The sequence below is a fragment of the Paenibacillus sp. sgz302191 genome (assembly GCF_057749925.1).
Genome location: NZ_JBYLHY010000025.1, coordinates 1 through 26,573, shown reverse-complemented (window position 1 = coordinate 26,573; position 26,573 = coordinate 1). Strand labels below are relative to the sequence as shown.

Below are 26,573 nucleotides of genomic sequence, written 5' to 3'. Positions count from 1 at the left end.
GTTCTGCTTCCTTTTTGCTGTTTATTTATTTGTGCGTGGAAATGATGAGTGACACTTTATACATTTGTGTGAATAAAAATGCGGTGAAATGAGAAGAAAATTGGTTTTATACTTTTGTTTGTGCATAAAACTATGAATGGTGGTGGATAGGATGGCGAATACCACGGATAAAAAGCGCAGGAAAACCAACAATTCCGTTGGTAGGCCGCTAAAATTTGAATCTGCTGCCGAATTGCAGGTAAGGATTGACGAATATTTTAATTCGTGTTTTGAGGAAATTTGGGATTCTAGAGCAGATAAAGATGGAGAGATTGAGTGGCATCCACGATTGGATAGATATGGGATAATAATGCGTGAACAAGTTAGACCATTTACAATATCTGGACTAGCAGTATATCTCGGAACGACAAGGGAAACGCTTCTCGATTATGAAGATCGTGATGGATTTTCTGACACGATAAAACATGCGAAAGCTCGTATCGAGAATTATACTGAGGAGCAACTGTTTGATAAAGGCGCAAGAAACATGACCGGAATCATATTCAATCTCAAAAACAACTATGGTCATTGGACTGATAAACAAGACATTGAACACTCTGGTCAAATGACCAATAAGATAGATATGAGTGGATTAAGTGTAGAGGAATTGAAGGCCTATGCTAAAACTAAGTCAGCAACAACTTGATTTGATTGAAGAGCAAGCTACTTATGAATTGGCAAGGCGTGATTTTTCATATTTTATTGACTATGATAGCGAGTTTAGAGACGCAGAAGGTAAACACTTAGATGTCCTAGACGAAACGTTAATGAAAGTATCTGTGGGAGAATTGCGCCGAGTGATTGTGACGATGCCGCCACGCCATGGCAAATCGGAGCGAGTGTCGAAAAAGTTCCCTGCATGGCATGCGGGACGCAATCCCGGCGATGAAATTATATTAGCCTCATACTCGGTTGACCTGAGTCGGGGCTTTTCTCGTATTGCGAGAGACACGTTGATGAGCCATACAAGCATTTTTGATGTGAGCGTTGACAAGAACAATCAATCCGCTGAATCGTGGGGCATTGATGGATACAGGGGGGGTGTGACTGCTGCCGGCGTAGGTGGGCCAATCACAGGGAAGGGTGCACGAATAGCGATCATTGACGATCCGGTCAAGAATGCGGAGGAAGCCAACTCCGAAGTTATGCGTGAGAAAGTATGGGACTGGTATCAATCAACCTTATACACCCGATTAACACCTGATGGCCGGATTATCGTTGTTATGACACGCTGGCATGAAGACGACCTTGTTGGGCGACTGCTCAAGAAAGAGCGCGAAGAAATCGAAACTGGCACGCATGTAGGTGAACGCTGGACAGTGATTAACTTCCCGGCTCTTGCGGAAGAAGGCGATTACCTCGGACGCGCTGAAGGCGAGGCGCTATGGCCCGAGTTTGGATTCACACGTGAGCGGATGCTACAAATATTTTCTGACGTTGGTTCATACGTGGCAAATGCACTCTACCAACAGCGTCCGAATGCTGCGGGCGGAACGATCTTCAAACGCGAGCACTTCCGTTACTTCCGAGAGGAAATGATTCACAGCATCCCGTACTTCATCGTAGGCGAAAAACGATATGACAAGGATAAATGCTGGGCGTTTCAGACGGTGGATACAGCCAATAGCGAGAAGACGATCAATGATTACTTTGTCGTTTCTACATGGTACGTCACCCCCGACCATGACCTACTATGGTACGACGCATACCGTACGCATGTAACCGGACCTGACCAAAAGCCGCTAATGAAGGAGATGGCGTACCGGTATAGGCCGCGGTTTCAGGCGATTGAGGACAAGACATTCGGCACCAACCTGATCCAAGAATGCAAGCGTGAGGGTATGAGTATTCGACCGATCAAGGTTGACAAAGACAAGGTGACACGATCACTCGTTATTGCTGCGCGTTATGAAGTTGGTAAAGTGTGGCATCGTGAAAATATGCTGAATTTGACGGATGTAGAGGACGAACTTCTTAGCTTTCCAAGGGGAAAACATGATGATGTGGTCGATACTGCGTCAATGGCCGGGGAGATCGTCCACGTACTTGCGCTACCGATGGAAGAAGAACGAGTACGGAGTTTGGGCAATCGTTTCGACAGAGACGATGACGACGACAATGTAAGTGCAAATACGTTTTGGTGAGGTGAAACCATGGAATACATTTCATTCGTAGCCATAGCCGCAATCATGGGCTTTATCATGTATCGTCAGCAGCATACAATTGACACGCTAACAGATAAGCTCATGGCTCGAGATTATCGTGAATACACTTCTATGCAGCCGAAGCCAGAAGAGCCGGAACGGAAGCGCAGGAAGGCGATGAGCTATTTCGATGACCCGGATATTGAGGATGACACCGTACAATGACGGTGTTTTTTTATTTTCACCGAAAGGAGGCGATTGAGTGGCGACGGTCTTAGACAAAGCCAAAAACGCGTACAACAAAATGGCTGACAAACTCGAAACTATCTTTTCTGGATCGGATGGTGTAGACAATTCAGCACTCGTTATCAATACGCCAGAACAGCAGCTATTTTACGATAACATCTACCAAGACTATACCGTGTTCAAATCGGCTAGGCAGATGGTAGAGCCGTTATGGCGTGAGGAAATGCGATTTTACCAAGGAGATCATTGGTACGGACTACGTTCGCCTAATGTATCACGTTTACGACCTAACAGTGTCGATAACATCGCATGGGCGCAAATTGAATCGATCATAGGCAAACTATGTGGATGGGACCCGTGGCCTGACTTTCAAGCGCAGGAGCCAGGAGACGAGCCGAAAGCACAGGATTTAAATGCGTTTATGCCGTATGAACTCGGAAAGATCAAGTTTAAACAAAAGTATATTAGTGCGGTTAGACAATGTGTGATACACGGACCGTTCATCGTCAAGACGATTTACGACCCAAACGTCGAGGGCGGAAGAGGAATGAACCGGTACGTCGGTCAAAACGATATCATTCCGGTGGAACTGGGAAGCTTCTTTCCTGATCCGCGTATCACTGATTTTTTGTACTTGCAGGACATGGGCGCGGTCATTATCAACACACGTAAAACGCTTGAATATTTTCAGGAACGATGGCCCGAACAAGGCAAGAAGGTGCAGCCGGACAACCAGGCACAGGACGTGCAGATATTCAATTACCCGAACTACGGCATGGCACAGAACACATTCAACTTCACGGATACTACATGGTATCCGTGGGACGCATCCACACAAACAAATACAGCCGGTCTAATCGAGTATTGGTACCGTGGACTGCCGAAGATGATGACAACCGAGGACAAGAAACTGTTTAACGAAATGGCGCATGAGAAACTTCTACAAAGTAAAGACCCTTCTGAATGCCTAGCCAAGGCAAAGGGAACGATGGAGGGCGTACACTGCGCTTATATAGCGACAAGCGGCGTATTTCTTGAGCACAAGTCCTACGTGTACGACCATGGTCAGTACCCATTCACAGCTCGTACGCTGTTCCCAAACGGACGCAACGTGTGGGGTAAAGGATTCATGCGAGACATGATTAAGCCGCAAATCATGCTCAACAAGTACGCTGAAATTTCCATCGAGACAATGGCGAAGAGTGGCAACTCTGCGATCGTATATGAGGAAGGCGCTATAACTAAGGTTGCTACGTGGAAAGAGCAGAGGTCACAGGAAGGCGCTATGCTTCCCGTGAACACTGGGCGTATACAGGACTGGAAAGAGCTTCAAGGTGTGAACGCGCCACAAACTGTTTTTAACATGCTCAAATACTATCAGGACATTCTGCAGAAGATTCCGGGACAGTTTGATGCGTCTAACGGTCAGCCGAATGCTAATGTCACAAGCGGCGAGCAAGCGAAAGCACTCATTGCCGCAGCCAGTACGCGGCTTAACACCGTGTCTGACCTTCTCAGCGACGCACTCAGCGACGTGTTTACCCAGTACATCGAGCTGATCGCCCAGTTCTACACGGACAAGCGTATTGCCCGAGTAACTGGCATGAACGTGAGTATGGGGCGAGATTCCCTTATTTCCTATGCTCCCACAACTGTTCAAAATACGATAGATGACGGTCAGCAAGCGCAGATTCCTGTCATGGAAGAGTACGTGCCATGCTTCGATATCGTCGTTAAGATTACCGCAGAGAAACCAACTGACATGCAAAATAATTTATCTCTCGCTATGCAACTCATGCAAATGGCTGATCCGATTACAGGCATACCATTGATGGACGCCAAAGGCGTGCAGTATGTCCTTCAAACTGGTCGCCTTGAGAATATGGATATCGTGCAACAACGCATCCAAGGAGAAGCGCAACAACAGCAGCAAGTCGTGCAGCTTCAAATGCAGAATCAACAGTTACAGCAACAGGTTCAGCAAATGCAGCAAGAACTATCAGCGGTTGATGGTCAAAAGATGCAGATGGAGAATGAGCGGATGGACCTTGAACGAAACAATCAACTCTTAAGCCTTCAACATCAACACTTTAATCAACAGATGCAAGAACGGCAACAGTCCATGAAAGAGGCGCAGACGGTGCAACAGATGGTTCAGGACCATGTTTCACTACAAAATCAGGGAGGTATGTCAAATGGCTAAAGGGATGAAGTTAGGTCAAGGCGGACGGTTCCAAAAGTTTACACAGTCGCTTGAAAGCAAGGGTATGAGTAAGGAGCAAGCGTCAGCGATTGCTGCCGCCGCTGGAAGAAAAACACATGGTGCAGCTGCTATGAACCGTATGGCGCAAACTGGTCGTAAACGTGCTGCAAGAAATAAATAGTGTCGGGGCTATCGAAGTGCATCGGTAGCCCTTTTAAATTGTTTTTATTCTGCCGGCTGCCATACCGGATTTGCATAAGGAGGAAATACCCATGAGTGAACAAAGCGCCAGCCATAGCGAAGACGTTCAAGAACAACAAAAAGGTCTTACAAATGAGCAATACGCGGAAATAATGGTGGAATTAGGCTACAGCCAAAAGACGCCACAGGAAGCTGCAGAAGAGCAGACAGACGATGAATTAGAGGATGGAGAGGGAGTTCCTGCCACAGAACAACCGAATGTCCGCAAAGTTAAGTTTAATAAGGCCATGGTCGAGATTGCTGAGGATCAGATTGACGAATACCTACAGCGGGGACTCGCCCTTGAGAAGGAAAGGGAGCGAAAATCGGAGTACGAGAAAGCATTACAGCGAGCTGCCAAACTCGCAGGCTTTGACTCGCATGAGGAATATCTGAAATCCCTTGACAAACTCGAAGAACAGGCAAAACAGCGTGAAAAAGATCAATTTGACGCGCTCAAACAGCAGATACGCGAAGACGCCGAGAATGCTGGATTAGATCCGGATCGAGTCGAACAGTTCCTTGAGAACCATCCACTCATGAAGCAGGCTCGAGAATCCATTTCCGCCCGTGAGAAGATGGAACAAGAGAACAAAGCATCCAGTGAGCGCACAGCGCTTGAAAAGAAGTGGGAAGAACTGTTCGCAAAGTACCCAGAGCTTGCCGAATCCGACGATGCTGAGTGGCTTACGCCAGAACTGGATGCAAGGCTCAAGCGTGGATACGATCCGTTAGATGCTTACGAACTCGTCAACCGTGACAAGATTCTTACCAAAGAGCGCGAAACCTTGCGCCAATCGATTATCAAAGAGCAAAGATTGAATAAACGCGCCGCAGTAGAGAAGAACGTCGCTCCAGAACAGGACGATGACGTTCCTGATGCTGTCAAGGGCGCGTTTGCTATGTTCGGACTTGATCCGAAGACAGCTAAAAAATATATGACGAAACGTTAAGGAGGCAATCACATGCCATTAGCACTTTTTGGGCCCGGGTTCCAATGGATTCACAACGATGCACATCAAGACGAAACGCGAATCACGAATAAATTATTCACGAACGCCGAGGCGGGCAAGGCTGGAGAGACGGTTAAACTGGTCAATGGTCGTTGGACTAAGGCGAGCGCCTTGGATGTTCCAGGCGGTGTACTGGTTGCAGACGTATTAGCAGGTACAGATCAACCGTGTGACGTGTTCCTCATCCGTCCGGGCGATGTGTTCACTGTTAAGTACACGGGTACTCCGGCCGGTGGATTCCAAGAGGGAGCAAACGCCGTTGCAATTGCTGCAGATGGCCTATCCGTTAACTCCGCTACGGTTGCAGGAGGCGCGGTCGCCATCAAGGACATCAACACTACCAATCAGACGGCGAACGTATACTTTAAGCTTCGCCAATTTAGCTAATAGGGGGTAAACAGACATGGCAGTTCAGTCGTATTTACAGTGGGACCCGCTGGTTCTTGAGCCTGTATTCCGGGGGATTTACCAAAATGAAATGGATGCGAAGATGAAACGGGACTTTATTCCGCTACTGTATGGCGTGGAAGGATCGGACAAAGCGCTAGAAATGTACGATGGCGCTGGTGGTGAAGGGTTGATGGTGCCATGGGCTGACTCAAACAATCAGGTAGCATATGGACAAGTCCAACAACTCTGGAAAGCGACGTACACACACATTAAGTACTCGCTAGGACGTGAGATTTACCGCGACTTTATCGATGACCTGAAGGTATCACAACTCAAGGATATCATCGTTAATATGGCTGATGCTGTATATAAAACCCAGCAGTATCAAGCGGTACAGACATTCAACAACGCATTTAACGCAGCTGGTACGAACTACATCGGAAATACCTATGTGTCTACTGGACCAGATGGTAAAGCACTTTGCGTTACAGATCATCCGTATTCGCCAACGGATACAGTCGATGTTCAGTCCAACAAAATGACGGCCCAGCTTTCTATCGATTCGTGGGATCAGGCTACAGTAAACATGTCCCAATGGGTTGATGACCGTGGCGTGCTCATGTCTGCTATGCCGGATACGCTATTGGTTCATCCGTACAATCAGCGGGTAGCGTTCCAGATCGCTGGGATCGACGGTAAGGGGCAAGGATACGAGCCGGGATCGAATAACTTCAATGTGAACATGTACGAGGGGAATGTGCGAGTTATTGTGTGCCCTTTCCTCAAGTCGCAACAAGCTTGGTTTGCGATTGATTCGGCACGACAAAAGCAGAACGTGAAATGGTTTTGGCGCCGCAAGCCTGAGAATGGGACGATCACGGATTTCGATACGGAAGTGTCTAAATTTAAAGTAGTCGGGCGTTGGAGTTTTGGATGGAATTCACCTTGGTCACTTATGGGATCAGACGGAACAACTACCTCCTAATAGATAGTGCAAGAAAGGAGCAATAACATGCCTGTAACCAAAGGTTCATACACAACAGAAGTTGGTTTCAAAGCAATTCGTCAGGCACCGCAGCGCTATTGGAGCGGCGTCATCAACGCCACTGCAAACTATGACCCGCCGGCCATGGCAACCATGACCGGAACAACGTCACCGGCTATAGGTGTACCAGGAGCAGCACTAGGTGACCGCGTGAACATATTCGCGCCATACGCTACAGACGGCGTAATCGTACAAGGTAGTGTCACTGCGGCAAACTTGGTCAAGATTAACTTGTTCAACTTCAGCGGAGCAACAGTTGATCTCGCCTCGGGCACATGGCAATTGCAGGTGGTGAAAGCGTAATGGGAAACATCGGATACCAACGCCTAGCGCAGAACGTTGTTGTAACAAATGAGCAACCTCCTGTCAGCCCGCTTGAACATTATGAGGCATTCAAGGTTGACAAAGATGCAAACGAAGGTCAGAAGGAATTTATTCGCCGTTACAACAACATGAGGAAAAAATTGATTGAGGCTGGATTAATGTTGGAGAAGTGAGAACGAGGGGGAAGGCTTACGAGTCTTTCCCCTTTTTCGTGTATATGGGGGTGTAACAATGAAATTACGTGGTGAACTTGAAGCACTGAATGCTATTTATGTGCAGCTTGAGAAGATGAATGAACTGTTACAGCAATTAATTAAAGATAAATCAGATACGAAAACAACGGTACAACCTATGCAGCCGATAACCAATAAACCTAAGAAACGGAATTACACAAGGAGGGATAACAAAAATGCCGGCTAATTTTACAAGTAAACGCAATCCAGCATATGTAAACTTGGTGGACGAAAACGCAACTGCACTTGGCACGAATGCAAACCCGCTTGTAACTACAGCAGCAAGCGGCGGCGGAACAGCACAGGATGTAAATATCACATCAAGTGGCGGCGACGCAAAAACATCTGCTTATGCAAATCAGCCAGCATCAGATATCGGGCTTGAAGTAAATTCTCGGTTAATGGGTTCAAACGGTACAAATGCTATCCCAATAGCAGCATCGAACTTGGCATCAGACAACGGCGATGCTGCCACGATTGCACTGTGGGTGAATGCCCGTTTAACGGCGTATGATGGTGCTACATTTGATCGATTACGGATAGATGCTAATGGCAACCTCTTAACATCCACTGCAGTTTCTAGCGTTCCTACTGTGGGCGCCCATGCAAATGCGTGGAGTGCTGCCGCTGTATCAGCTGCTGGAACGTCAACGGCCATTGACTGTCAATATACATCGAACGTCAGTGCATTTGGTAATGCAAGTGCTGCAACAACAATAACTTTGCAAGTTTCTCAGGATAATACGAATTTCTACGATACTCAAGTTACACAGGTATTATCCGGGGCTGGAAATTTCACATTGTCTACAACGATTGGTGCGCGGTATGTACGCTTAAAATCGTCAGCTGCTGCCACTATTACGGCCACAATTGCAGGTAAAGGATAATCGAAAGTGGTGATAACATGAACCTTCAAGATGTAGTCGAAGAAATTCAAGAGAAATCGCCGAACTTTTTATCTGTACAATCGATTATTCGTAAAATCACCAATGTACGAGACGATCTCATTCGCAATTTTGGTCCGGCACAGCAACAATCCGATGCAGTTGTGACGCAGATTGATTTGCTCAAGGATAAGGCGCAATATCCGCTGCCGTGTCCACCGGGAAATGTGGTAAACGTGGACGTTAAAGGGCTATGGCTGGGCTTATACGGCGGCTATGGACCATGTGACTGTACAGACAATTGGGTGCAACCTCCTGCGTATCCGATAACCAGCACGACGATAATACCAATGATACCTGATTGCTGGTTTAGGATGCCATACCGTCAGTTTGACGAGTACTATTATGGGCCTTACTACTACTTCCTCAGCGGTACGATTGGACTTGTTCCAAATCCATGCCAAGACGTTCCAGGAGGTCTAAAGATATTCCACATTCCTGTACTTGTTCCACTCACTGTAGACGGCTTAAATGGTCCTACCGGATTCGATCCGAACTTTGATATGGTACTTGTCTATGGCGTTCTAAAAGACATTGTGAGCGGAGCACAGTCCACAGAGTATCAAGAGAAGTACAAGCAGTGGAGTTATGACTACCAGATGGCTAATAGCGGTTGGGAACGCTATACAGTCAATGAAAGATGGTGAAGCAATGTCATACGGTCCTTATCCGTGGGCGACAGCGCCCTATGCACCGACAACGAGTGCGCCGATAGCAAAGCAGACAGAAGCGACCTATCTCCAGTGGAAAAAAATCAATGAATTCGAGGATGTAGGGTATTTCCTGATCGCTTATGTAGTTAGTGGTGGATTAGTCACTAAAAATATCACTCGAAATGATCAAATCGATATATCAAAATGTGTTGCCAGCATCGAGGACAACGTTGAGGTAAGAGATACCATTACAGGAATAAAGCTTAAAAATACAAACTCTACGTACTTTGTTGACTTCTACAAAGGCGATTTTTGGGTTGATACGGCTCATCCTACAGGAACGGCGGGAACGGATTACCTTACGCTTGCAACCGTAACAACCAATGCCACTGGTAATGTAGATACCATCACGGATACGGCCGTTCCGCGTGGTGGGTTTCGGCTAAAGTCCACCTATGGACTGGCTCCTTACATGCACCCGATCTATGTTGCTACGGACTATGGTTCATTAAATGATGGTGTAACGAATGATGCGCCCGCGATTGCCTCGCTGATTACTACTGTTTCGGCTACGGGTGGAACTATTTCGTTTTCACCTGGAACATTCAGATTATCGAGCAATATTACAGTGCCTTCTAATGTCACATTATCATTTACAAACGGTGCGAAATTATCTATCGATAACGGCGTAGTTGTAACAATTAACGGACCTATTAGCGCGTTATTGTATCAAATTTTTACAGGTCTTGGTACTGTTATCTTCACTTATGGTACAACCGTATATCCCGAATGGTGGGGTGCGAAGGCAGACGGTTCAACAAATGACAGAACTGCAATCCAAAACGCATTAAACAGCTTAATTAACAGGGGCACAGTTGAATTACAAGCAAGATCCTATATGATTAGTGACTATTTATCAATATCATCAAGCTACATTAACATAATAGGAAAAGGAACAAACAATAGCAGAATATTAGTTAATTCAAACACCAATGATGCGATCAGGGTCGTCGGTTCTCTGGGCGCTAGTATATCTATGATTAAAATAAAAGGTCTGGGCATATTTCGAAACATAACCCCGGGAATAGGTGGCACGGGGATATTATTGAGTTACACGGCTGTTGCGAAAATTGAAGATATCCAAATAGCTGATTTTCTACAAGGTATGTATATGCAAAACGCAAATAATACATTGTTAGAAAGGGTTCTCGTTACATTTAGTAGTGGGTCTGCTAATGCTATTGGAATGAATTGTGTTGATCGAAATGTGAGTAGCGTATTTACAAATGTGTGGATGGATATGCAGGGATGCACGGGATCTACAATTGGAATTGAATGTTCTGGATCTTATGTAAATGACTATACCTTTAACTCTCCGCAATTTGCCGGTGTAAAATTTCCGATGATTTTAGATGCAACAAATTCTACGTGGTCAACCGATATTGAGATATTCAACCCGATAATAGATGGAAGCCATGCACAGGGAATAACATTAAGAGGGTTTAAAAGCGCATCTTCGGTTTTAATTCAAGGTGGATGGATCAATCCTTTGAATAATGGTGCAGAAACGGACGGTATCTATATTGATAACTCAGAAGGTGTCACCATATCAGGCGTGCAATTCAATCAATTGTCCGGTGGTAGTTTATATTTCTATGCTGTCAAGGCTTTGAATAATTCAAAAAACATCATTGTTACGGGATGCACATTTGTAAACACAAGATACGGAGTACATTTTAATCAAGTTACTAGCAGTAATGTAAACAACAATGTCATTTACAATGAAAGCGGACAAACTGGGTATATGGGTATATATGCTATTGCATCAGATAGACTTAATGTTCAAGGCAATAACATAGATGGTTATCGTACTTATGGAATTTACATCGATACAACAGCCAATAAGTCTAATATCCTTGGAAACATCATCAATCCTACAAACATTTCTACACCCTTAACAAACTTAGGCACTGGAAACAATAACGCAAACAATATAGTCACATAAGTACAAGTGTATAGAGGTGATTGGATGCCATGCCATTAACACTACAACAAATTATCGACGAAGCAAGTACTATTGTGCCGAATCAATTCACAACAGCGATGTTGGTGAACTGGATAAATAATATCAATCAAGCTTTTTTTAACGTGGTTAAAATTCCCAGGATATCCAACTTCACTACAACAAAGGGGATTACGACGTACACACTTACGACGGACGTTAGGCAAAAAAATATTGACCTCGTGCAAACAGGGCTGGTTCAGTATCGCAACTTGGATGAGGATGGCGTTGTCCCTACTCAGAATTGGTGGATGTTCGATGATGCAACAAGAACACTGACGTTAAACCCTGCACCCTATCAGAGCGATTTAACGGGTATTATACGCTATCATCGAATAGCGACGACGACTTATACAAGTTCGAACTTAAACGCCGTTCCTGACGCCCCTGACGAGTATCAGTACACGTACATTCCAGCGTTATGCGAATACATCTGCCTTGCAATGGATGATCCGAAATCAACAAGCTTTAATGCACAATATACTGCATCTTGGAATTTGGCAGCGCAGAACTATGTTCCTGGTGGTGCAGCGTCATGAGAAAGCCAATTCAAATGAAACCAATTCAGTACCAGCCAGTGACCGGGATGCAATCGCAAGTGAGCATCAGGGATTGGAAAGGCATCAATACCTACGATGCTCTCACGATTGCCGACGATTATTTCTCCGAAATGTCCAACCTCATGTCAACTCAATACCCAGCGGCGGTAACACGTCCGGGATATACGCAGGTTGGTGGGACGATTGTTGGTGAAACAAAGGTACTCGGCCTTGGTGTCTGGAAGAATCAACAACTACACGCTGTGCTAAATGATGGGAGTTGGAGATATTGGGACGGCAGTGCATGGCAGATAGTCGCATTAGGACTAAGCACAACAGCGGCAGCCTTTTTTACCAACTTCCAGGGGAACCAACTTGATATATGTCTCTGGATGACAAACGGTGTAAATGGCCTGCGTAAATGGGACGGAACAAGTCAAGTTGCATTTGGCGATGCCCCTGCGGACCTGAACTATATAACGGTCTATCAGAACAGACTATGGGGATCTTCTAAAGTGACAATACGCGCTTCTTCCTTGGATCAACCAGACAAATGGAACCAATTCGACCCTGTCACTTACGGAGATCAAGCGAGCTACGCCAAAGACATAGAAACTACGGCTGGGTTGCCAATAAATATGTTATCTGGCAGCCTAACCAAACTCACGATCGGAACGCCTGGTGCGGTGCTTGAACTATATGGGGGCGTCCCTTCGGACTTCAACACACACTTGATCACCGAAGATGAAGGATTCGTCAATAATCAAAGCGCCGTAACGAACCTTGGTATTATGCGCTTCCTTCATCAAACGGGAATATTCGAATACTCGGGTGGTACGATTCCAAGTAAAGTGTGGTCGGATATTGTAAAGAAGTATTTCCCGTTGATTGACAGCAAGTCATGCGCGGGATCTGATGGAGACAATGTTTATTTCTTCATCCAACCGGATAACATCCTGGTTTATGACTCTCGGCAGATAGCGAAAATATGGAACGTATGGAACGGTATTATCCCCACATGCTTTGCCAAGATGGGAAATGACCTATACATTGGCGATGCAACAGGTCGCGTACTGAAACTCGGGGGAACGACGGATAACGGTACGGAGATATCATGGAAAGCCGTTACGAAGGCGTTCAACAATCAGGCGCTATCACAACAACAACGTCTCTACAAGATATGGTTTGACGCGACAGTCCCAACAGGCAGCACGTTACAGATTTTCGTTAGCCCATCTTCTTCTGGAGATTCGGACTGGACAGAAATAACGGCATACAAACAGGGATCACGGTACATCATTCCAGTGACCGCTATGGCGAATGTGGAAGTGTACAGGATAAAAATACAAGGTACCGGACCCATTACTATTCAGGGATTAACGAGGCAGTTCCGCAACATTCCTTTGTATTGAGAGAGGTGATCATATGGGTAGTTGGCCAAACGTATCAACGAGGATGGAAGAACCTCCTATGACTGACGATATAGGCGTATTACGCGATTATGTAGCGCAGCTTGCGAATATCGTGGCGATGCAGGAAAAGGCGTTGGACTTCATCATCAATGGAGGGACGATCGATAGTTCAAACATTCGGGAAATCTCAGGATATAACGTCTCGCAAACCGAATTGAAGCATAAAAGCGGAGTGGTTGGCATGAACGGCGGTGATGCTGCTAATCCGAATGCCATTAGGTTCTGGTCTGGCAGTGCTGATAAGAATAACGCCCCATTCAGAGTCACACAAGCGGGCATACTTTCTGCTACAGGGGCTGTTATTGCTTCGTCGTCTGGATACCCACGTATTTCATTTAATTTAAATAGCAACATTATGCAAGCTTTCTCTGATGCTAATAACCACGTCGATATTACTCCTTCTGCTGGGGGGGCTCCGGGAATAGTATGGGTAGAAGGCGGTAGCCCAAATGCGTATATGCAACTGGCAACCGGATCAGGGTGGCTATTAACTACATTTAATAACAGGTCTATTAACTTACAATCGGCAACTGATTTGAATTTAACCGCTCCTGGTAATCTTAAAATAAACAATTTAACAGGCCAAACCGGCACCGTCTACGTATCCTCCACACCCGGAGGCGTAGCAAATATACCGATTACTTTCACAAAAGGCATACGTACAACATAATAATGTGGTATAATAGGAGGAATTGATATGGAAGAGTTAAAAGAAAAAGCCGCTGATGTAGCGGCCTTAGAAAGAAAGATGGACAAAATTATTTTTCTGCTTTTTGAATTAACTAAACATTCAACTCGAGAATACATCAAAGATGAAGAAAAACGGAAACAGTACATTGAAGAAACTCTTGAAAAAATAAGTTCTTAAAACTGATATCTAATCTCTTGTTCTTCATCTTCATCCATATCATTAATTACTTCTTTTGCGCTTTTTTCCGAAACATCTTTCGATATGAATGCTAATCTAATTTTACTGTGGATTTTCGAATATTCTTTTGCAAGTAGTTCTGGGTCTGAAATTTCCGCATTTTTTTGCAAGAATAACATTGTCAAATCATGAATAACTTGATCCCTATCCATATGTTTACACCTCCTATCCTAAAAAGTGACAGTCGTCCAACTATCATTCTAATAGGTTTGGAGGTTTTTTACAATTTTCTACAACAAGCTTCATTTCATATGGTATACTAAAGAAAATACTATTCGGAATGAGGGATATTACATGAAAAAATATGCAATCGGATTTCTAACAGGCGTGATCATCACCGCGGCGGGAACAGCATACGCGGACGATATTGTGGACAGCATTGTGGGTAAGACCATTCAAGGACAGTTCCCGGTGAAAATATCCGGCAAGCAGCTCGACACTCAGGCCGCGGTCGTTGATGGTACGAGCTACCTTCCAGTACGGGCAGTAGGGGAAGCCCTGAACATGGACGTCTCGTTTAACGCCGATCTCGGAATAGAACTGAAAGAGAAAGGAGCAACAACAGTGACAGATACACCACAACCAACAGTAACGCCTGTGGCTACTCCTGTAGCTACCGCGACACCAGCAACCACCGCAACGCCTTCAGCTACTTCTTCTCCCGCCGTTTCAGTACAGGCGCAGATTGATGAATTGAAACTTAAGTTGGAAGATGAAAAACGTTCATTAGAGTCTAATAAAGCTTTAAAACAGGCTAACGAAAATATCTATAAGGATCAAAATTCACCAAAAGAATCTGTGCAAAAAGCTATAGATATGTATGCTGGATTCATTGCAGACAACGAAAAGCGCATAGCCGACTACGAGAAGCAAATCACCGAATTGCAGGCGAAGTAAGAGGTCGATTACACCAAGTTAACCTAAATGACCTCCAGAACCGCCAAAGTGATCGCCATTTGAACCGCCACCGATGCTACCATCAAAAATTGATGCAACAATCATTACTACAATAGAAGAAAGGAAAGAAAAAATTAAAAAATCTCCAATAGAATTAATGTAGTTATTGTAAAATAAATAAACCATGCATATTGAAAATGTTATAATGCCAGAAATCAATACACTGTTATCTTTCATACTTACCTCCCATGGAGCCCTATTGGGCTCCTTTGTTTATGAGTCTAATTTTTTCTTAAATACTTCGACAGGATCATCATCACTCTTAGGTTGGTACTTGTCTTTAAGTCCAAACAATATTTCAACCATCGTACTTTCAAGAGCGCTGATTCTTCTGTCAAATTCACTTTCGGCTTTTTTTCTTGTTTCCTGTGTATCAGTTAGACCTATAAGATAATCAGAGTTTACTTCCAGTATGGTCGCTATTTTAGCCAATGTTTCTAAGTTTGGTTCACCTTTATTTTTTTCGAATTGGTTGTAATATTGTTGAGAAACTCCAATGGATTCAGCAAGTTCTTTTTGTGTCATGTTCTTATTAACACGGGCTTGGCGTAAGCGTTCAGAAAAAATATCCAAATAAAATCACCTCTATACATTGACTTTTACTGCTATTAACGATATTATACTGCTATAAACATAGAAAGGAGGGGTGATATGAAGCCTAAAAGTAAGATCGCTTATTTACGAAGAGTTATGTTTTTAACCCAAAAAGAAGTAGCTGCTGAATTGGAAATGTCTCAACAATATTATTGTAAACTAGAGAGAAATCCAGACAATTTATCTCTTGGAATGGCAAGGAAATTGAAGTCTATTTTAAATGTTGAACATATCGACGATCTTATTGACGAAGTTTCATAACAACTATTTATTTATTTTACAAGTAAAACTTTATAAACACAAGGAGGATAGGGAATGAGCAAAGGAATACGAGTCGAAAATTGGATGGGTCATGAAATTAGGTTTGTCGAGAAAACGCCAGGAGATTGGTGGGGAGTAGCGCAAGATATTGCTAAAGCATTAAAATACAAACACGCTCCGCACATGGTCCGTATGATCGATGAAGAGGAAAAAGACGCTGTCCGTTTAACGGACAGCATCGGTAGATCGCAAAAAATGGTTATTGTTTCTGAAACGGGTATATACGAAGCAGTTTTTAAGAGTGAGATTGATGAAGCTAAGGACTTTAAAAAGTGGGTCAAACAAATGATCAAACAGTTTCGTCAATTATCGGGGCTCGAAGGGTTTCAAATCTTCCGGATGTTGGATAAGGAACACCAGCGAGAAACCATGAACAAACTTAAAAACAGTCTAATTGATCCCGTTCGTGTTGATTTTATAAAAGCAAATACAATAGCAAACAAAGCTGTTTCCTCGATGAACGGTCATCCCAAAATGCTGAAAAAGGAACTTATGACACCAGGTATGCTGGTGCAGCGTCAACAAATTCTTGACGATACAGTTGATCTTATGTCATTGACTGCTAAGTTTGATCTAGGTATATCAATAAGTGATACGATCTACTCAAAATATGTAAATGGAAATGAGATAACGATATGATAATAATTAAAAATGAAAAAACCTCTCCTAAATAGTCTTGGCGGACAAGGAGAGGATCACAACACAGGGCATAGCCCAATACATATAGTATAGCACATACATCCACGAAACGGCTATGCCCTCCAAATGGAGGAAAGCATGAGTGAACTTGAAATAGCCATACTTGAGATTGCAAATGAAATCATTGAATTAGCTGGAGTAAATCATTTAGAACTTATAGAAACCATCATAAGCATACAAGAGGGCTCCTAACGGGGCTCTTTTAGTTTAAGGAAAGGGTGATTTTATGAAAGAACCACCTATGTTATAATTGTAGTGAGGTGATACCATGGAAGAACTGCTGAAACAAGTACTGAGTAAGCTGGATAAAATGGACAATGATGCAGAATCATTTCGGGTTGAAGTTTTAAATAAACTTGACGCGATAACCGAGCAAGTAGCGAAGAACACCGAATTTGAATCAACCGTGCATGAGTTGGCAGCAACTGTCCAGGATCAAGGAACGGATATTAAGCTTATTAAGAAACTGCTGACTAATCAGTAAACAATAATTAAACAAAAGTAACTTGCAGGTATGAAACGGTCATGATATGCTTATAAATAACAAAAGGAGCCGGTTACAGCCGACTCCCCCGCACAATAGCCGCTTTTAATGGCGGTGGCGAACTGAACAGTTTACAGAGAGTAGACCTCCTTGGACCGTAAATCACAAGGGAGGTCTACTTTTTTAAGTAGGAAAGTAACGCAAGGATAAACATTCCGAACATAAACATCAGCGCTAATGCATCCTTTACTTTCATGGAATCACCTCCCTTCATAGGAGATGAACCAACCGCCCTTGCAAGCCGTTCTATTGTGAATCTAGTATATCACATTAAGGCCATAGATCGAATCTTTTTCTAAACCATAAAGTGGCAACTAATTGAAAAGCAGTGTGAGCGGATTGCTCAGCTGCTTTTTTTGTTTCACCTAATAGCAAGAACAATATAACGAGATATACGCCTGCAACGACCCCGCCAATGTTAAGAAAGTACATGTATTGAATTATCTTTATACGATCCACACAATCACCCTACTGTATTTTACCACAAAGGAGTTGAAAGCATGGCCGGAATCATCCCAGAAAAATATCAGGACTACGTACACGGAAAAATCTCTTACGACCAAGCAACCACGCCCATATCGTCGCCAACACAGACACAATCACCCACGATGCCGAAGTCAACGCAAATGGCGAATGCCTACGCAGGCACAACGAATCAACCAACGTTTGACTATAAATCCGTGCTGGATAGTGTGGCGAAACGTCTGAGCCAGCCGCGGCAACAGTTCACCTATAACCCTGATACAGATACATCATTTCAAGCCGCGTCTGATGCAGCCCGTAGAAACGTACAAACTTCAATGGCTAACACAAATGCACGTCTACGTGCGGGGGGTCAGGGAAGATCATCGTATTCCGAAGCTGTGGCGAATCAAATCTCCCAATCAGCCGAACAGAACATTGCGAATACTATCCGACCACAGTACGAACAACAGGCGTATAACCGGTACCTGAACGATCAGAACACGGATAGGCAAAATATGCTGGACATGCTGAATGTGGGACAAGGATACAACACGCTTCAGCAACAGGGCATCGAGAACGCACGAGCTGACGCAACATTGACTGGACGTATGCAACTACCACAAGTCGCACAGGATTATATAAACCAAATCCTTGACCTGAAACGTCAAGCGGAACAGCCGAATGTTAATGCTGATCAAATGAGTGGTTATAAAGGTCAAGCCGATGCATTGCGTCAGAAACTGGCGCTCACAGGTGTTAATCCAGATATTGTTGGATATGAGTCTGATTACAACCAAGCATTACAAAACGTAGCCGCCGGCGCGCCTACACTGGCCGCTCAAGCTCAGACATTCAATCAAGGATTGCAAACAAGAAACCAACAATTGCAGGAGCAGGGACAAGCATTTAATCAAAATATGGCCACGCATGAGTTTGAATATCGTCAAGCTCGTGATGCAATCGCGGACCAACAGTATCAGCAAAAGTTTGATGAGGACGTGCGCCGCTACGGTCTTGATTATGCTTTGCAGCAGGCTGTCCAGATGGGTCAACTTCGCATTAGTCAGCAGAATGCGAATACGTCGGCGGCAAATGGTGCTGCAAGTCGTGCTAATATGGCAGCAGATAATGCACGAGCCGATGAAGCATTCAATCTCACAAAAACCCAAAGAGCATTTGCTGGAGATGTACAAAATGAATTAGCACAAGCCACAAGCCGTGATGATGTTGTCAAATTTTTCAATCAAAATGCCGGGGAAATTACAAAACAATTAGGTTCTGACGCATTCACGAAAATTAAAAATGATGCTTTATCTCAGTATGACAAAGTTACTCCTTCGGATAAGCAAGAAATAACTTCCCGCGAAAAGGCAATCGCCGCTGCTCAAAAAGACTTGAGATGGGATAATCCAAAGACAGACAAACAGGCATTGATAAAAGAGTACGAAGCCTACTATAAATAGGAGTTGATACCATGGCACTTGTTAAAATGAGCGATATTAATAAGAAAAAGGAATCGACTCCTAGTGGGTTGATTCCGATGAGTTCATTAACAGATAGTTCCACAAATGATCAACCTTTAACCAATACAACTCCAACCAATTTTATAAACATAGAGAAATCACCACTTATGCAGAAAATAAATGAATCCAAACAGCAAGAAAACAACAGCGATTTTAGAACAGATTATCCAGGAGGATACTTCAATCCCCTTAATGATCTTGGTTATTTGGCCAATTCTTCAATCGTTCGTTCACTTGATAATGCAGCTGGTAGGGCAATGGGTGTACCGCCTGAACTAATGAAAACAGCTAAGCCGACTGGTAGTAATGCGCTAGATAAAACTCTAAACTTTGTCGGTCAAGGCGCAGGGTACCTTGTTAATCCTTCTCAACTTGAACAAAACGTAGGTAAAACTTTTTTCGATAATCCATTGGTGAACAAAGCATCAAGTAAAGTTGGAAATCTAATAAATAGTGGATTAGCAAAGTTAACAGGATCAAATGTTACCCAAACACTCGAAGGTAAAGTTGCGAATAAACTCGCAGAAGGTGCGACAAGTGGGGCTATTGGAGCAGCATCATATGCACCATTTCAGACGCTTAACAGTGGCGGTGATTTACAGGATATACCTCAGAATGTGTTAGAACAGGGACTTGTAGGGGGCGCATTTGGTGGTGCATTTGGCGCAGCTGGAAGCTTGTTGAAATCTGGTTTGCGGTCCATGAAAGATGTAATAGCCGGCGCTAAAGAGCCCCCACTACCCGACTACTCTAACATTCAGTTGTCTAGTGGAAGAGGAAAGAATAATCCTGTTGTGGCAGAACCAAAGGATACGGTACTGCACGCCGATCCAACAGGCGAACCTATACGTCTTACTCCACGTGAAATTGCACGTAATGAACGTATTGATAAATTTTCACAAACTACAGACAATCTTGGAGAATTACCTGACACGATAGGACAAATTCAATCGAAGACAGTCGCTGAAAAACCATTACTCGCACAAAGAGCGAATGATATTTACATCAAAGGCGTTGACAACTTACATCGTGTTAACCAATTTGATAAAAAAGTAGCAGAAGTAACCGGAAAATCTTTAAATCCTTCAGAGAGTTCATACAAACTCGGGTTAAACTCTCGCGGTAGTGACATGGTATCTCGACAAATTCTCGAGAAAAACTTAGTTGATTCGCAAGGAAATGTTATCGGTGGATCGCTCAAAGATGTAGCTCAAAGCATTCCTAAAGGTAAGGAAGCTCAGTTTAACGATTATATTGTTGCTAAGCACTCTATAACTAGGATGGGCCGCGGCGAAAAAGTATATAAAGATGAACTTAATATGACCATACAGAAAGCAAAGGCGAAAGTGGATGAGTATGAACGAAGTCATCCTGAATTAAAGCAAGCAGCAGAAAAATATTATGATTACAATCGTAAATTAGGACAGACTTGGTTGGTCGACACAGGACTACTTAGCCAAAAGCAATGGGATGGATACCTTGAGGCTAATCCAAACTACGTCCCTAATCAACGGATATTTAGCGATCTAGAAAAGTCTCGTAAATTTGGTAGTAATGGAGGATTTGCAAATCAAACTTCTCCAGTCAAAGCAGCAGAAGGATCTCAAAGGAAAATTGTAAATCCAATAGAATCGACCATCGAAAACACTGCTAAATACGTTAAAACAGCCAAGCAAAATGAAGTCATGCAGGCTTTATACCGAAACATTCAAAAAGATCCAGAGAAATTTAAAGATTGGGCAGAGATAGTCGGTAAAAATTCCGATGATGCCAGCAAAATCTTAGATGAACATGGGCCAGAAGGTTTGATTGATGAGGTTGCGAAGTCCTTTGACAACGCATTGAATAAGCCCGATTTAACTAAAGGTAATATCGTTAGTGCCTTCGTCGACGGAGAGCGAGTCCATTTAAAAGTAAACGATCCGCAGTTGTTGGAAGCCATAACAAGCCTGAGTCCTCAAGGACAACATTTTGTCATGGATGCCATCGGGAAAATAACAAAAACCATGAAAGTTTTAACAACTGGAGTTAATCCGGTATTCGGAATAACGAGAAATATTGCTCGTGATATACCTACAGCTTTCGTTAACTCAAAATCAACGAACAATCCTATTAGGTTCGGAGTTGATTTGCTTGATTCTGTAATGAGTGTAATGGCAGACACAGCGTCAGGGAGCAAAATATCAGGAAAACTACCTGAGTACATGCAAAGTTGGTTGAAGAAGAAGGGTGAATTGTATAATACCTACAAAAATGTAGGCGGCGGACACTCAAGTTCGATTGCTGCTGATCGTAATCTATTGGCACAAAGTAAAGAAACATTATTACCATCATCAGGCGTAAGAGAAACATTGAAAAGAAATCTTATTACAAAGCCATACCATGCTTTAGAAAACCTAAACAACACTTTAGAAGTAGCGCCACGTCTGGGTGAATTCAAACGACTTTCTAAAGATGGCACATATGACAGCAAGATTAAAGGATTATTTGAAGCCAATGATGTTACCACCAACTTCAATAAATTTGGTAACAACACAAAACAAGCCGATGCTCTTTTCCCTTATTTAAACGCCGCTGTACAGGGACTAGACAAGACGGTTAGGGTAATCAAGGATAATCCCGTTCAGTCTACGATTAAGGCTGCTGGAGCCGTCACAATCCCTACGATACTAATGTATGTCTTGAATTATAATAATCCTGATTATCAAAAACTAAGCAACTTTGTAAAGGATAATAACTTCCTCATACCCAAAGGGGATGGTACCTTTTTAAAGGTTCCTAAAGCGCGGGAGCTTGGGATGATGTTCAGCACGACATTAGAGCGAATACTGAGATCGTGGAATGAAGATGATCCAAGAGCATTCCAGGACTTTGCTCACAATTTTATTCAGAATATGTCTCCTCCTGGTATTGGGGGAGCAATTGAAGGGCTTGAATCAAAAGGAGTAACTGGCGTACTCCCGGGAATGATAGGAGACACAATAGCGGGGCCTATTCAAAGTTTGGCATCAAATAAAGACTTCGCTAATCGACCTATTGTCCCACAGGATCTAACTCAGCTTTCACCACGACTTCAATATGATGATAAAACAAGCGAACCGGCTAAATTTATCGGCAATATTTTAAACACATCTCCTAAGCAACTCGATTATCTTGCCAAGTCTTACACTGGTATATTGGGACAATTAGGCATTCCATTAACAACAAAAACTGGTTCAATAGCGGATACACTTAGAACACAAGTAACTGCCGATCCGACATATTCAAACGATATATCCCGTAACTTCTACGACGAGAAAACCAAGTATGATACCAAAAAGGCAGATGCGAAGTCTCAGGGTGATGTGTCTGAAGATGCCGGCCTGACGAAATACTTTACTAAAGTTACAACTCAGATATCCAGAATTAGAAAGCTTATGGACTATGTACAAAACGATGATTCCTTATCAAAAGATGAGAAAAAAGCTCAATTGAAAGATTTACAAATACAGATTAGTGATTTGCAAAAGCAAGCACTAGAACAACTACAAGCCACTCGGTAAACGAGTGGTATTTGCATTGGAGGAATACCTATGATTGAATTCGACGAATCTATGTATCTCGAATCCGACTTCACTGACGATCACCTGCGCTTCATCCAAGAGACATACGGCCCCGCGGTCAAGGATGCGCTATTGCTGCCGGGTCCTGTTCCCATTGGCGGGGTGATCCATGGTCGAAGTCCTCGAAGCTCTGCGCGATCTGTTCCGGCATATTGAAAATCAAGTGCCATGGCTCGTGAAGTGGGCCGTACCCGTCATTACGATAGCCACAATGGTGCTGAAATGGCGCGAGAAGAAGCGCCGAGAGCGCCGCGCAATTGAAATGTACGATGATATCCAATCGATCAAGCAACATTTAGGAGTGAAGGAACAATGTGCAAATACCTCGATTCCTACAAAAAAACGTTCAGCCCCGCTAGGCAAAGGTATCTCTATATCTTTCTCGGCGGGGTTTTGTATTGCCCAGTTTGCAAACAGACTCATAATTTACCAAAGGAGAGTGGAAAAAGTGGATTGGAGAAGCATTAAATGGGTGACGCTGATACCAGCGTGTTTTGGAGCTATTAAGCTTATATTACAACCTTTTGGCCTAGACTTAAGCATCATTACTGATGATCAGATTAACAATTTCGCAAATGGCGTCTCTGGTGTCGCAGTATTCATAGGAATTTTAGTGGACCATTTCAGTAAAGCGAAGGGAGATACTTCCAATGACACTACGCAATATAAAGGTGATTCAGGGTCTGCCGTTTAATGTAAAGGAAATCATCGATATTACCGATACATTACCAAGCCGGCTGCCCGATCCCGAGCCATATCGTACGAAAGAGCAAATTACACACATTGCTGTGCATCATTCAGCCGTCGAAGGCGCAACGATTCAATCCTATGCAGACTACCATGTGAACGTTCAGAAATGGGCGCACATCAGTTACCATACAGTCATAAAAGGGGATCAAATTTACCAGACCAACGACCTGCTCACCTTTTCCTATCATACATCATCTAACAACTCGTATACGGTGTCTGTGAGCGTGTCTGGTGACCTTTCTAAACGCCATCTTACCTCGGATGAACGAAACTGTTTGTATGCTACAATTCTAACTTTAATGGGCATTTTCGGCATTCCTGTGGAGAATGTGAAAGGTCATAACGAGTATCCGCAGAATAACACATCATGTCCATGTATTGATATGAATCAAGTACGATCGGATATCAAGAACATACAAATGAAGATGCAGCAGCAGGACACATGGGCCGCGAAAATAACGAAGATTGCACAGATGGTTAACCAATTTAACTATTTCAACGATTTGGTTAAGCAAGGCCCCGCTGACGGCAATGCCCAATGGGCTGTAGAGCAGCAGATGATCCTTTATGATGTGATGAAAGAAAAAGGATATGTGTAGACAGAATCCGAAACGTATGGTAATATATACCTATCCGAAAGCATCGGTCAAAGAGCCTTGTGGGAAAGTATCCTGCAAGGCTTTTTTTGTTTGTGTTGTATCAAGACATAAAATGGACATAAAAAATAGATATCAATTAATGGTTAATAAACTTACAAAAGACGCCACAATCGAGGAGCTAAAAGCAGCGGGATTGGCCGATCATTACGTTTCCCACGACAGGGGGCTGTTCTATCAAAATGCCGGAGGTGTGCCCTGGACTGCCGCCTACATACAAGCAAAAGGCGACCCGATTGCCGATTTGTACGAGGATATTGCCGCAGAGGAGAAAGCGCGGGCAACTTACCAGTGGCTTATCGACATGACCGACGATGTGGATTTGCAGGATGGGCTGAAATTTTTGCGCGAACGGGAAATCGTGCATTCGCTGCGGTTCCGGGAAGCGGTGGAAATATTGAAGGAGGACAGGGAGCAGAAGAAATTTTACTGAAGAGTGTAAAGAAAAGGCTGCCTGCGGTCGAACTGCTGCCGCGGACAGCCTTTGTTCAGCTAGGAGTTTGACCAGAGGTATATATACAAAATGACAGTAATTATGCAGCGTAAGCGGCAATATATGCAGTTATTATTCAGTGGGTATGCACAAAAGTAACTCCGTCAGACAGACTCCTAGGAAGCGAGGATGCCGAGGTACTCTTTCAGAGCTAAAGCCGTAGCCGACAATCCCGAGTAGGAGGGAATAAAGGCATAGGCATACGCCTGGAGGTCGGCGCTGCTTTGATAGTCGGTCGGGTAGGGCAGAACATCGATTTTCTGCTTTTGAAACTGTTTGACCGATCGGGCCATATGAAAAGCGGAAGTGACCAAAATCGGCTTTTTCCAGTGGTTTTGCTCCAAAATCGCCTTCGTATTGGCGGCGTTTTCTTCCGTATTGCAGCTCGTATCGTCGAGCTTGATAGCCGACTCAGGCACGCCCAAGGCGATCAAATGACGCTTGGCGATTTGCGATTCGTTGCCCGTATCGGCAAAAACCTGCCCGCCGGACAGCACAATCGGCAGCTTCGTCTGCCGGTACAGCTCGGCGACGGTAAGCACGCGTGCGGCTGTACTCGGGCTAGGATGGCCGGTGCCGCCGGTCAAAGGATCAGGAGTGCCCGCAACCGCACCGCCGGTCAGCATGACGAGCGAATCGCCGGCCACCTCGGCCGGAGGCGAATATCTTTTTTCAATCGTATGCAAAAAAGAATTGCCGAGATAAGGCGTCGAGCATGCATAGAGCAGCAAAGCCGCGAAGCCGACCAAAAAAGAGCTCATAAGCTCTTTTTTTTGCTGGAGCCAAAGGGCGGTGAAGACAAGCAGCACAATAATAATGCCGGGAGGAAACAGCAGCGTATATGCGGTTTTGATCACGTAAAGCATGGGCAAAATTCCTTTCTTTGCGATTAAAAAAACAGCATCGGTCGACTACTTAACTTCGACGGCATTCGCACCAATCCTGCAAGAACGTTGAAATGTTCGCCCGGGGAGGTGAAGTGCTTATGAAGCACCTGAGCGGTTGAAACCCGAACCCTGGAAACCGGAGCCTTGTTGTCCTGGAATCCGAACCCCGAACCCCGAACCCCGAACCCCGAACCCCGAACCCCGAACCCCGAACCCCGAACCCCCACTGAACGCCGAACCCCGAACACCAAACTTTCGCGAGATGTACTATTGCAGCTTTTTAGCGTGGGAAGTTGGTCAGAGAGGTGTTAACGGGGGAGTTTTCTGTGTTTTGAGAAGACGTATTGGCGTATGCAGTATGTAGCTGACTTAGCTGAAACGGTGGTTTCCGCTTGTCTGAAAAGTAGATAATCGGCCTGGCAGCTTGAATTCCTGCAAAAGTGCCACTAGCTTTGCAACAAACCTGACATGAAAATTTTTTTTCAAAATGTTCCTAAAATTGTATTTTATTGATACTTTTATCTGGTGGATCATTAAAAAATCTCCTATTGTGAATGTAGAGGGCGTGTTACCCACTCCATTTACAAAGGAGACCAGCATGGGTAAC

32 protein-coding genes and 1 pseudogene are annotated in these 26,573 nt (G+C 44.0%); 27 read left to right on the top strand and 6 right to left on the bottom strand.

The features are described from left to right. Window positions 1-151 precede the first annotated feature (151 nt). From AC3G2T_RS27955 to AC3G2T_RS27870, 18 genes are all read left to right on the top strand, one after another. Window positions 152-685 carry a terminase small subunit gene (locus AC3G2T_RS27955; RefSeq protein ID WP_488437606.1) on the top strand — a complete coding sequence of 178 codons (534 nt, stop codon included), beginning with the start codon at window positions 152-154 and terminating at the stop codon, window positions 683-685. Then, a complete protein-coding gene (gene terL, locus AC3G2T_RS27950) occupies window positions 657-2,183 on the top strand; it encodes a phage terminase large subunit (RefSeq protein ID WP_488437605.1) in 1,527 nt (508 codons plus the stop codon). The genes AC3G2T_RS27955 and terL overlap by 29 nt, the downstream gene beginning before the upstream one ends. A gap of 9 nt (window positions 2,184-2,192) precedes the next feature. Next, entirely contained in the window at window positions 2,193-2,408 is a 216-nt protein-coding gene (locus AC3G2T_RS27945) for a hypothetical protein (RefSeq protein WP_488437604.1), read from the top strand. Window positions 2,409-2,445: 37 nt separating this feature from the next. After that, window positions 2,446-4,632, top strand: a complete 2,187-nt coding sequence (locus AC3G2T_RS27940) for a portal protein (protein ID WP_488437603.1) — start codon at window positions 2,446-2,448, stop codon at window positions 4,630-4,632. Next, on the top strand, window positions 4,625-4,813 hold the full coding sequence (locus AC3G2T_RS27935) for a hypothetical protein (RefSeq protein WP_488437602.1): 189 nt from the start codon (window positions 4,625-4,627) through the stop codon (window positions 4,811-4,813). Before AC3G2T_RS27940 ends, AC3G2T_RS27935 begins: the two co-directional genes overlap by 8 nt. Before the next feature lie 91 nt (window positions 4,814-4,904). Continuing rightward, window positions 4,905-5,825: a hypothetical protein gene (locus tag AC3G2T_RS27930; RefSeq protein WP_488437601.1), complete on the top strand. Its 921-nt coding sequence runs from the start codon at window positions 4,905-4,907 to the stop codon at window positions 5,823-5,825. A 12-nt stretch (window positions 5,826-5,837) separates the two neighbouring features. After that, a complete protein-coding gene (locus AC3G2T_RS27925; RefSeq protein WP_488437600.1) occupies window positions 5,838-6,272 on the top strand; it encodes a hypothetical protein in 435 nt (144 codons plus the stop codon). 16 nt (window positions 6,273-6,288) lie between these two features. Beyond that, complete coding sequence (locus AC3G2T_RS27920; RefSeq protein ID WP_488437599.1) at window positions 6,289-7,260, top strand: phage major capsid protein; 972 nt, start codon at window positions 6,289-6,291, stop codon at window positions 7,258-7,260. A gap of 27 nt (window positions 7,261-7,287) precedes the next feature. After that, window positions 7,288-7,623: a hypothetical protein gene (locus AC3G2T_RS27915; protein ID WP_488437598.1), complete on the top strand. Its 336-nt coding sequence runs from the start codon at window positions 7,288-7,290 to the stop codon at window positions 7,621-7,623. Continuing rightward, the gene (locus tag AC3G2T_RS27910; protein WP_488437597.1) at window positions 7,623-7,817 is read left to right on the top strand and encodes a hypothetical protein; all 195 of its coding nucleotides are present in this window, start codon (window positions 7,623-7,625) and stop codon (window positions 7,815-7,817) included. The genes AC3G2T_RS27915 and AC3G2T_RS27910 overlap by 1 nt, the downstream gene beginning before the upstream one ends. A 58-nt stretch (window positions 7,818-7,875) precedes the next feature. Continuing rightward, window positions 7,876-8,064 (top strand): hypothetical protein, encoded by a 189-nt coding sequence (locus AC3G2T_RS27905; protein ID WP_488437596.1) that lies wholly within the window; start codon window positions 7,876-7,878, stop codon window positions 8,062-8,064. Next, window positions 8,054-8,764, top strand: coding sequence for a hypothetical protein (locus tag AC3G2T_RS27900; protein ID WP_488437595.1), 711 nt, complete (start codon window positions 8,054-8,056; stop codon window positions 8,762-8,764). Before AC3G2T_RS27905 ends, AC3G2T_RS27900 begins: the two co-directional genes overlap by 11 nt. 17 nt (window positions 8,765-8,781) lie before the next feature. Continuing rightward, the gene (locus AC3G2T_RS27895) at window positions 8,782-9,468 is read left to right on the top strand and encodes a phage adaptor protein (RefSeq protein WP_488437594.1); all 687 of its coding nucleotides are present in this window, start codon (window positions 8,782-8,784) and stop codon (window positions 9,466-9,468) included. Then, window positions 9,455-11,479 (top strand): glycosyl hydrolase family 28-related protein, encoded by a 2,025-nt coding sequence (locus AC3G2T_RS27890; protein WP_488437593.1) that lies wholly within the window; start codon window positions 9,455-9,457, stop codon window positions 11,477-11,479. Before AC3G2T_RS27895 ends, AC3G2T_RS27890 begins: the two co-directional genes overlap by 14 nt. 29 nt (window positions 11,480-11,508) lie before the next feature. Continuing rightward, window positions 11,509-12,075, top strand: coding sequence for a phage adaptor protein (locus AC3G2T_RS27885; protein ID WP_488437592.1), 567 nt, complete (start codon window positions 11,509-11,511; stop codon window positions 12,073-12,075). Next, a complete protein-coding gene (locus AC3G2T_RS27880; RefSeq protein ID WP_488437591.1) occupies window positions 12,072-13,487 on the top strand; it encodes a hypothetical protein in 1,416 nt (471 codons plus the stop codon). The genes AC3G2T_RS27885 and AC3G2T_RS27880 overlap by 4 nt, the downstream gene beginning before the upstream one ends. A 58-nt stretch (window positions 13,488-13,545) precedes the next feature. Further along, entirely contained in the window at window positions 13,546-14,217 is a 672-nt protein-coding gene (locus tag AC3G2T_RS27875) for a hypothetical protein (RefSeq protein ID WP_488437590.1), read from the top strand. Between the two features lie 27 nt (window positions 14,218-14,244). Beyond that, window positions 14,245-14,415 (top strand): hypothetical protein, encoded by a 171-nt coding sequence (locus AC3G2T_RS27870; RefSeq protein ID WP_488437589.1) that lies wholly within the window; start codon window positions 14,245-14,247, stop codon window positions 14,413-14,415. Here AC3G2T_RS27870 and AC3G2T_RS27865 read toward each other — a convergent pair. Continuing rightward, complete coding sequence (locus AC3G2T_RS27865) at window positions 14,412-14,627, bottom strand: hypothetical protein (protein WP_488437588.1); 216 nt, start codon at window positions 14,625-14,627, stop codon at window positions 14,412-14,414. The genes AC3G2T_RS27870 and AC3G2T_RS27865 overlap by 4 nt on opposite strands. Window positions 14,628-14,769: 142 nt before the next feature. On the opposite strand from AC3G2T_RS27865, the gene AC3G2T_RS27860 reads away from it, so the two are divergent. Beyond that, a complete protein-coding gene (locus tag AC3G2T_RS27860) occupies window positions 14,770-15,372 on the top strand; it encodes a stalk domain-containing protein (protein ID WP_488437587.1) in 603 nt (200 codons plus the stop codon). A gap of 18 nt (window positions 15,373-15,390) precedes the next feature. Here the strand turns inward: AC3G2T_RS27860 and AC3G2T_RS27855 are convergent, their stop codons facing one another. Further along, a complete protein-coding gene (locus tag AC3G2T_RS27855; RefSeq protein ID WP_488437586.1) occupies window positions 15,391-15,609 on the bottom strand; it encodes a hypothetical protein in 219 nt (72 codons plus the stop codon). 36 nt (window positions 15,610-15,645) lie between these two features. After that, complete coding sequence (locus tag AC3G2T_RS27850) at window positions 15,646-16,005, bottom strand: helix-turn-helix domain-containing protein (RefSeq protein WP_488437585.1); 360 nt, start codon at window positions 16,003-16,005, stop codon at window positions 15,646-15,648. A 78-nt stretch (window positions 16,006-16,083) separates the two neighbouring features. Here AC3G2T_RS27850 and AC3G2T_RS27845 point away from each other — a divergent pair, with 78 nt between their 5' ends. The 3 genes from AC3G2T_RS27845 (at window position 16,084) to AC3G2T_RS27835 (ending at window position 17,530) form a co-directional block, all read left to right on the top strand. Beyond that, entirely contained in the window at window positions 16,084-16,287 is a 204-nt protein-coding gene (locus tag AC3G2T_RS27845; RefSeq protein ID WP_488437584.1) for a helix-turn-helix transcriptional regulator, read from the top strand. Between the two features lie 54 nt (window positions 16,288-16,341). Beyond that, window positions 16,342-16,986 (top strand): BRO-N domain-containing protein, encoded by a 645-nt coding sequence (locus AC3G2T_RS27840; protein ID WP_488437583.1) that lies wholly within the window; start codon window positions 16,342-16,344, stop codon window positions 16,984-16,986. Window positions 16,987-17,314: 328 nt separating this feature from the next. Beyond that, complete coding sequence (locus AC3G2T_RS27835; protein WP_488437582.1) at window positions 17,315-17,530, top strand: hypothetical protein; 216 nt, start codon at window positions 17,315-17,317, stop codon at window positions 17,528-17,530. A gap of 175 nt (window positions 17,531-17,705) precedes the next feature. On the opposite strand, the gene AC3G2T_RS27830 is transcribed toward AC3G2T_RS27835, so the two are convergent. Then, a complete protein-coding gene (locus tag AC3G2T_RS27830; protein ID WP_488437685.1) occupies window positions 17,706-17,786 on the bottom strand; it encodes a putative holin-like toxin in 81 nt (26 codons plus the stop codon). A 304-nt stretch (window positions 17,787-18,090) separates the two neighbouring features. Here AC3G2T_RS27830 and AC3G2T_RS27825 point away from each other — a divergent pair, with 304 nt between their 5' ends. From AC3G2T_RS27825 to AC3G2T_RS27805, 5 genes and pseudogenes are all read left to right on the top strand, one after another. Beyond that, window positions 18,091-19,518, top strand: coding sequence for a hypothetical protein (locus AC3G2T_RS27825; protein ID WP_488437581.1), 1,428 nt, complete (start codon window positions 18,091-18,093; stop codon window positions 19,516-19,518). Window positions 19,519-19,529: 11 nt separating this feature from the next. Beyond that, a complete protein-coding gene (locus AC3G2T_RS27820) occupies window positions 19,530-23,120 on the top strand; it encodes an LPD38 domain-containing protein (RefSeq protein ID WP_488437580.1) in 3,591 nt (1,196 codons plus the stop codon). A 169-nt stretch (window positions 23,121-23,289) separates the two neighbouring features. After that, on the top strand, window positions 23,290-23,874 hold the full coding sequence (locus AC3G2T_RS27815) for a phage holin (RefSeq protein ID WP_488437579.1): 585 nt from the start codon (window positions 23,290-23,292) through the stop codon (window positions 23,872-23,874). Then, window positions 23,831-24,529: a hypothetical protein gene (locus AC3G2T_RS27810; protein ID WP_488437578.1), complete on the top strand. Its 699-nt coding sequence runs from the start codon at window positions 23,831-23,833 to the stop codon at window positions 24,527-24,529. The genes AC3G2T_RS27815 and AC3G2T_RS27810 overlap by 44 nt, the downstream gene beginning before the upstream one ends. A gap of 139 nt (window positions 24,530-24,668) precedes the next feature. Beyond that, window positions 24,669-25,019 (top strand): annotated as a pseudogene (locus tag AC3G2T_RS27805) (manganese catalase family protein); the annotation flags it as partial. Between the two features lie 176 nt (window positions 25,020-25,195). Here the strand turns inward: AC3G2T_RS27805 and AC3G2T_RS27800 are convergent. Together AC3G2T_RS27800 and AC3G2T_RS27795 are read right to left on the bottom strand one after the other, a co-directional pair. After that, on the bottom strand, window positions 25,196-25,945 hold the full coding sequence (locus AC3G2T_RS27800; protein WP_488437577.1) for a YdcF family protein: 750 nt from the start codon (window positions 25,943-25,945) through the stop codon (window positions 25,196-25,198). 390 nt (window positions 25,946-26,335) lie between these two features. Further along, window positions 26,336-26,573: hypothetical protein (locus AC3G2T_RS27795; RefSeq protein WP_488437576.1), on the bottom strand; the 238-nt coding region annotated here is incomplete at its 5' end.